At 61.7% G+C, this 6,986-nt stretch carries 4 protein-coding genes; 2 read left to right on the top strand and 2 right to left on the bottom strand.

Features of this window, described 5'->3' with window-relative positions; genetic code table 11:
- On the bottom strand, positions 1 to 1,388 hold a 1,388-nt coding region (locus ACIQ47_RS06175), incomplete at its 3' end, for an ABC transporter substrate-binding protein (RefSeq protein WP_396437312.1).
- Between the two features lie 158 nt (positions 1,389 to 1,546).
- Between ACIQ47_RS06175 and ACIQ47_RS06170 the strand changes: the two genes are divergently transcribed.
- Positions 1,547 to 2,977 (top strand): amidase, encoded by a 1,431-nt coding sequence (locus ACIQ47_RS06170; RefSeq protein WP_396437311.1) that lies wholly within the window; start codon positions 1,547 to 1,549, stop codon positions 2,975 to 2,977.
- A 56-nt stretch (positions 2,978 to 3,033) separates the two neighbouring features.
- Here the strand turns inward: ACIQ47_RS06170 and ACIQ47_RS06165 are convergent, their stop codons facing one another.
- Positions 3,034 to 3,459, bottom strand: a complete 426-nt coding sequence (locus ACIQ47_RS06165; protein ID WP_396437310.1) for a rhodanese-like domain-containing protein — start codon at positions 3,457 to 3,459, stop codon at positions 3,034 to 3,036.
- A gap of 182 nt (positions 3,460 to 3,641) precedes the next feature.
- Between ACIQ47_RS06165 and icmF the strand changes: the two genes are divergently transcribed.
- Complete coding sequence (gene icmF, locus ACIQ47_RS06160; protein ID WP_396437309.1) at positions 3,642 to 6,932, top strand: fused isobutyryl-CoA mutase/GTPase IcmF; 3,291 nt, start codon at positions 3,642 to 3,644, stop codon at positions 6,930 to 6,932.
- Positions 6,933 to 6,986: the final 54 nt, after the last annotated feature.

The following is a 6,986-nucleotide window of genomic DNA, read 5'->3' as shown; positions in this document are numbered from 1 at the left end:
TCAAGGCGCGGCTCGTTTTGCCAGCCGAACCAACCGGTGTCACCCTTGGCGTTCAGCATGGCCATGGCCAGCGGGTTGGAGATGTCGCCGGCCGTCCAGGCGGTCAAGAAGGCATTCCAGCCGCCCGCTGCAGGCGCGTCTTTCTTGGCGCGGCGGGCCAACAACGAAGCCCAGTCCATTTGCTGGAAGTCCACTTTGAAGCCTGCGGCTTCAAGTTGCTGCTTGGCCACCAACGGGATCTTGGCGATCGAGGCCAAGTCGGTCGGGCGCATCAAGAGCACAGGGGTGTTGTCGTAACCCGCTTCTTTCAGCATTTCGCGGGCTTTGGCCGGGTTGGCCACACCAGTGAAATAACCGGTGTTTTCATCCGCATAAACAGTACCGCATGGGAAGATGCTGCGGCACAGCTTGCCCAACTCGGGCACACCGATCTGGGTGTTGATGTAGGCCTGCTGACCCATCGCCACCATGGCCGCCTGGCGAATCTTGGGGTTGTCAAAAGGCTTGTGCAAGTGGTTAAAGCGCATGATGAACTGCAAGCCCGCTGGCGAGAAGTCATCGACCTTCAGACCCTCGGTCTTCTTCAGGGTCTCGTACTGCTCAAAGCTGGGCTGCTCGACCATGTCCACTTCACCCGCCTTGATGGCGTTGAACTGGGTTTGCGGATCGCGGATGATGACCCATTCCACACGGTCAAAGTGGACCGGGCGGCCACCGGCCATGCCGCTGGGCGCTTCAGCGCGGGACTTGTATTTGGTGTTGCGCGTGTACACCGCCAAAGCACCGGGCTTGAACTCGTCGGCTTTGAAGATGAAGGGGCCCGACCCAATGTGCTCCTTGATTTGCTCAGCGCCTGGCGTGGCCGCAATGCGTGCGGGCATGATGAACGGCACGTTGGACGAGGCCTTGCCCAAGGCGTCGATCACGATGCCGCTGGGCTCCTTGAGGACGATTCGGAAGGTGCTGGCATCGGGCGTTTCGTAGCGGTCGATGAAGGTGTTCAGGATGCCGCCCATGGCGTCTCGGCTGGCCCAACGCTTGAGCGAGGCCACCACGTCTTCACTGGTCACGGGCTTGCCGTCATGGAACTCCAGGCCAGCGCGAAGTTTGAAAGTCCAGGTCTTGCGGTCGGTCGAGGTGGTGTAGGTGTCCACCATCTGGGGCTTGATGTTGCCCTGCGCGTCTTCAGAGAACAGCGTGTCGTAAATCATGTACGCATGGTTGCGCGTCACGTAGGCGGTGGTCCAGATCGGGTCGAGCACCGCCAGGTTGGCGTGCGGCACAAAGCGGAACACTTTGTTGTCTTGCGCTTGGGCTTGGGCAGCCAAGGGGGCCAACAGGCTCAAACCCAACAAGCTGGTGGCGGCAAACAGTACACGTCTCTTCATGATCAGATCTCCAAAATAGGAACAGTTGAAAAATCATGATGACAGCTTTCAAAACGAACAAGCGTCACCTTTGCGCAAAACGGAGTCGGGGTTTTCACCAGTGGCTGATCGCCCTTCGAACGCTTTCATAATACAAATAAACCAGAAAGCAGCACCACATGGTCAACCCTGATACGTCCGCACTGAATTTGTCCCGCGCCATCCACCTCAAGCAGGTGTCGTGCCAGGAAGTCATGCAGTCCACGCTCGAGCGCATCGCGCGCCTGAATCCGCAGTCCAATGCCATCGTCAGCCTGCAAGAACCCGAACTTTTGATCGCACAAGCGCGCGAACGCGATGCGCAACTGGCACGCGGCGAATCGATGGGCTGGATGCACGGCATGCCCCAAGCCATCAAAGATTTGGCCAATGCCCAAGGCCTGCGCACCACGTTGGGCAGCCCGCTGATGAAAGACTTTGTGGCCCCAGAAGATGGCCTCATGGTCCAGCGCACCAAAGCGGCCGGGGCGATCGTGATCGGCAAGACCAACACCCCTGAATTTGGCCTGGGCTCGCACACCTTCAACGAAGTGTTTGGCGCCACCCGCAACGCCTGGGACCCTAGCAAAACGGCCGGCGGCAGCAGCGGCGGCGCGGCCGTGGCGCTGTCGCAACGCCTGCTGCCGGTGGCCGATGGCTCGGACTTCATGGGCAGCTTGCGCAACCCGGCCGGATGGAACCATGTGTTCGGCCTGCGCCCCTCGCAAGGCCGCGTGCCCATGTCGCCCGCGCAAGACGTGTTCATCGCCCAACTGGCCACCGAAGGCCCCATGGCCCGGCATGTGGCTGACTTGGCCCTGCTGCTGTCAACCCAAGCGGGGGCACACCCTTCAAGCCCGTTGAGCCTGACCGGTGACCCGTCCGTGTTTGCGGGCGCGCTGGACATGGACCCCAAGGGCCAGCGTGTCGGCTGGCTGGGCAACCTGCAGGGCTACCTGCCCATGGAAGAAGGCGTTCTGGATGTGTGTGAATCGGCGCTGAAAAGCTTTTCGGGCATGGGCTGCACCGTGGACGAAGCACAGCTGGGCATGCCGCCTGAGCAAATTTGGCAAGCCTGGCTGGTCTGGCGGCAGGCTTTGGTGGGGCCGCGCATCGCGCCTTTCCTGGTCAACCCGGCCAACCGCGCCCACATCAAGGCCGAAGCCCTGTGGGAGCACGACCAGTCACTCAACCTGACAGGGGCCCAACTCATGGCCGCCAGCGCCAGCCGCACGCGTTTTTACCTGAGCATGCTGGCCTTGTTCGAAAAATTCGACGTGCTGGCCATCCCGGTGGCCCAGGTCTGGCCCTTTGATGTCTCGCTGCGCTGGCCGCAAAGCATTGCAGGCCAAAGCATGGACACCTACCACCGCTGGATGGAGGTGGTGATTTATGCCACTTTTGCGGGCTTGCCTTCGATCAGCGTGCCCGCAGGCTTTGGCAAAAACGGCTTGCCCATGGGCCTGGCGCTGATTGGCAAACCGCAGGGCGACATGGATTTATTGAAACTGGCCCACGCCTACGAGATGGCCAACCAAGAGATGATCCATCAGCGGCCGCCGGGTATTTGAATGCAGGGAACCCGGGTCTTCGCCCGGGGTGGTATCGCCCACTCAAAAAACGCCTCTCAGTTTTGCTGCCAAGGCAGGCCGCGATAGCGCCACCCACCCTTGAGACCCCGGTGCGCCTGCGCGTCCGGATCGCCCTCAAAGCCTTCGAGGATGTTGTAGGCCTGCAAGCCCAGCGCGGTGGCGCGTTGAGCGGCGGCAATCGAGCGCACGCCACTGCGGCACAGCAGCACCAGTTTTTTGCCCCCCGCACCCACGGCTTGCACGCCCGCGTCAAAGTCGGGGTTCATGGCCATGCCGGGCCACTGCTTCCAGGCCAAGGCGTGCGCGCCGGGCACAAAGCCTACCCAAGCGCGCTCGGCATCGCTGCGCACGTCCACCAATTCGGCCTCGCCCGACTGCACCCAGTCCCAGGCCTGCTCGGGCGAGACATCGCCGGCATAACCGTTGGCAGCGACGGGTTGGGAGGAGGCGGATGAGGTCATGGCGTGTGGTCCTGGTTGGGTGCATCAATCGGGTCTGAATCATAGCTTTGTGCACCCCAGCCCTGCATCGCACGGCTGTCAGTGACAGGACAGGCTGCAGCGGCTAAGATGCGGGTTTTGGTTGACGTTTACGTCAACGTCAAAGCCCGAATCAAAAACCGCTTGCTACCGGAGTCGCCCCCATGACCGATCTGTCCGCCGAATTCAAAGCCTTGGCCGAATACCGCCCCACGAACAAGGTGCGTTTTGTCACCGCCGCCTCTTTGTTTGACGGCCACGACGCGGCCATCAACATCATGCGGCGCATCCTGCAAAGCATGGGGGCCGAAGTGATCCACCTGGGCCACAACCGCTCGGTGGACGAGGTGGTGACCGCTGCGCTGCAAGAAGACGCGCAGGGCATCGCCATCAGCTCTTACCAGGGCGGGCACAACGAATATTTCAGCTACATGGTGGACCTGCTCAAAGCACGCGGCGGCGAGCACATCCAGGTATTTGGCGGCGGCGGCGGCGTGATCGTGCCCTCGGAAATACGGGCACTGGCGGCCCAAGGCGTGCGTATTTTCAGCCCCGAAGACGGCCAAAAAATGGGCTTGGCCGGGATGATTGGCGAGATGGTCATGCGCTGCGACCAAGACGTGAGCCCCCTGGCCCCCAAAGATGTGGCCGCGATTCAGGGCCACGGCGAGATGAACTGGCGTGCTTTGGCCCAGCTGATCACCGCACTGGAGAACGACAAGGCCGATGCGGGCGTTGTCAAAGCCGTGCGTGAGCAGGCTGCAAGCCAAAAGGTGCCCGTGCTGGGCATCACCGGCACCGGTGGTGCAGGCAAGTCCTCGCTGACCGACGAACTGATCCGCCGCCTGCGCTTGGACCAAAACGACGCGCTGCGCGTGGCCGTCATCTCGATCGACCCGTCTCGCCGCAAGAGCGGTGGCGCTTTGCTGGGCGACCGCATCCGCATGAACGCGATTTCACCTTGGTCGCAAGGACCGCGCGTGTTCATGCGCTCGCTGGCCACGCGTGACTTTGGCTCCGAAATTTCTGCCGCCCTGCCCGACGTGGTCGCGGCCTGCAAGGTGGCAGGCTTTGACTTGATCGTGGTCGAGACCTCGGGCATTGGCCAGGGCGACGCGGCCATCGTGCCGCATGTGGACGTGCCCATGTACGTGATGACGCCCGAGTTCGGCGCGGCCAGCCAGCTCGAGAAGATTGACATGCTGGACTTTGCCGAGTTTGTGGCGATCAACAAGTTTGACCGCAAAGGCGCCAACGACGCCCTGCGCGACGTGGCCAAGCAGGTGCAGCGCAACAAAGAAGCCTGGACCGTTCCCACCGAGCAGATGCCGGTGTTTGGCACCATGGCCGCGCGCTTCAACGATGACGGCGTCACAGCCCTGTACCAAGCCCTCAAGGCCCGATTGGCCGAGCTGGGCATGAAGACCACCGAAGGCCGTTTGCCTGTGGTCAAGGTGCGCTACAGCACCCACCAAAACCCCGTGGTGCCGTCTTCCCGCACCCGCTACCTGGCCGAAATCAGCGACACGGTGCGCGGCTACAAAAAGCGCGCCATCGACCAGTCGCGCCTGGCCCGGGAGATTCAGCAACTGCGCGCTGCGGCCCGCATGCTCGAAGTGGGCAAATCCGGTCGCGCCAAGGCCGCCGAAGCCGCGATTGACCTGGCCGTGAGCCGCGAGCAAACCCAAGACCCCACAGCCCGCAAGCTGCTGGCTCAGTGGCCCGACATGCAAAAAGCCTATGCGGGCGACGAATACGTGGTCAAAATTCGCGACAAAGAAATCCGCACCGCGCTCACCACCAAATCGCTCAGCGGCACCACCATCCGCAAAGTGGCCCTGCCCCAATACGAAGACGACGGCGAAGTGCTGAAATGGCTGATGCTGGACAACGTGCCCGGCCGCTACCCCTACACCGCTGGCACCTTTGCCTTCAAGCGCGAGGGCGAAGACCCGACCCGCATGTTCGCCGGTGAAGGCGACCCCTTCCGCACCAACCGCCGCTTCAAGCTGGTGTCTGAGGGCTTGCCCGCCAAGCGCCTGTCCACCGCGTTCGACTCGGTCACGCTGTATGGCAACGACCCCGATTTGCGCCCCGACATCTACGGCAAGATCGGCAACTCGGGCGTGAACGTGGCCACGCTGGACGACATGAAGGTGCTGTATTCGGGCTTTGACCTGTGCAACCCCACCACCAGCGTGTCGATGACCATCAACGGCCCCGCACCGTCGATCCTGGCCATGTTCATGAACACGGCCATCGACCAGAACATCGACAAATTCAAGACCGACAACGGCTGCGAGCCCACCGAGACCGAGGCTGCCAAGATCAAGGCATGGGTCTTGGCCAATGTGCGCGGCACGGTGCAGGCCGACATTCTGAAAGAAGACCAGGGCCAAAACACCTGCATCTTCTCGACCGAGTTTTCGCTCAAAGTCATGGGGGATGTGGCGCAGTATTTTGTGCACCACGACGTGCGCAATTTCTACTCGGTGTCCATCTCGGGTTACCACATTGCCGAAGCGGGCGCCAACCCGATCAGCCAGCTGGCCTTCACGCTGAGCAACGGCTTCACCTTCGTGGAAGCGTATTTGGCGCGTGGCATGCACATCGACGACTTCGCGCCCAACTTGTCGTTCTTCTTCAGCAACGGCATGGACCCCGAGTACACCGTCATGGGCCGTGTGGCACGCCGCATCTGGGCCGTGGCCATGAAAGAGAAATACGGCGCGAACGAACGCAGCCAAAAACTCAAGTACCACATCCAAACATCGGGCCGCTCGCTGCACGCGCAAGAAATCCAGTTCAACGACATCCGCACCACGCTGCAAGCGCTGATTGCGATTTACGACAACTGCAACAGCCTGCACACCAACGCGTTTGACGAAGCCATCACCACGCCCACCGCAGACTCGGTGCGCCGCGCCATGGCGATCCAGATGATCATCAACCGCGAATGGGGCCTGGCCAAAAACGAGAACCCGAGCCAGGGCGCCTTCATCATCGAAGAGCTGACCGAGTTGCTGGAAGAAGCCGTACTGGCCGAGTTCGAGAAAATCGCCGAACGCGGCGGGGTGTTGGGCGCGATGGAAACCGGCTACCAGCGCGGCAAGATCCAAGACGAGTCCATGCACTACGAAATGCTCAAGCACACCGGCGAGCTGCCCATCATCGGCGTCAACACCTTCCGCAACCCCAAGGGAGACGAAGTCATGGAAACGCTGGAGCTGGCCCGCTCGACCGAGGAAGAAAAGCAGAGCCAACTTAAGCGCCTGAACGACTTCCACGCCCTGCACGCCGCCGAATCACCCGCCATGCTCAAGCGTTTGCAACAAGCCGTGATCGACAACGGCAATGTGTTCGAGGTGCTGATGGACGCGGTGCGGGTCTGCTCGCTGGGTCAGATCACCAACGCGCTGTTCGAGGTGGGTGGGCAGTACCGACGCAATATGTGATCCATCCCTGCCGTACCTGAAGGCACCGACCTACTGATACCCTCGTAGGTCGGG

Origin of the sequence: Limnohabitans sp. (assembly GCF_044373035.1) — a bacterium.
Classification (GTDB): Bacteria; Pseudomonadota; Gammaproteobacteria; order Burkholderiales; family Burkholderiaceae_C; genus Limnohabitans_A.
Note: the sequence above shows the minus strand (reverse complement) of the source record. Positions and strands in the feature narration are given on the sequence as shown.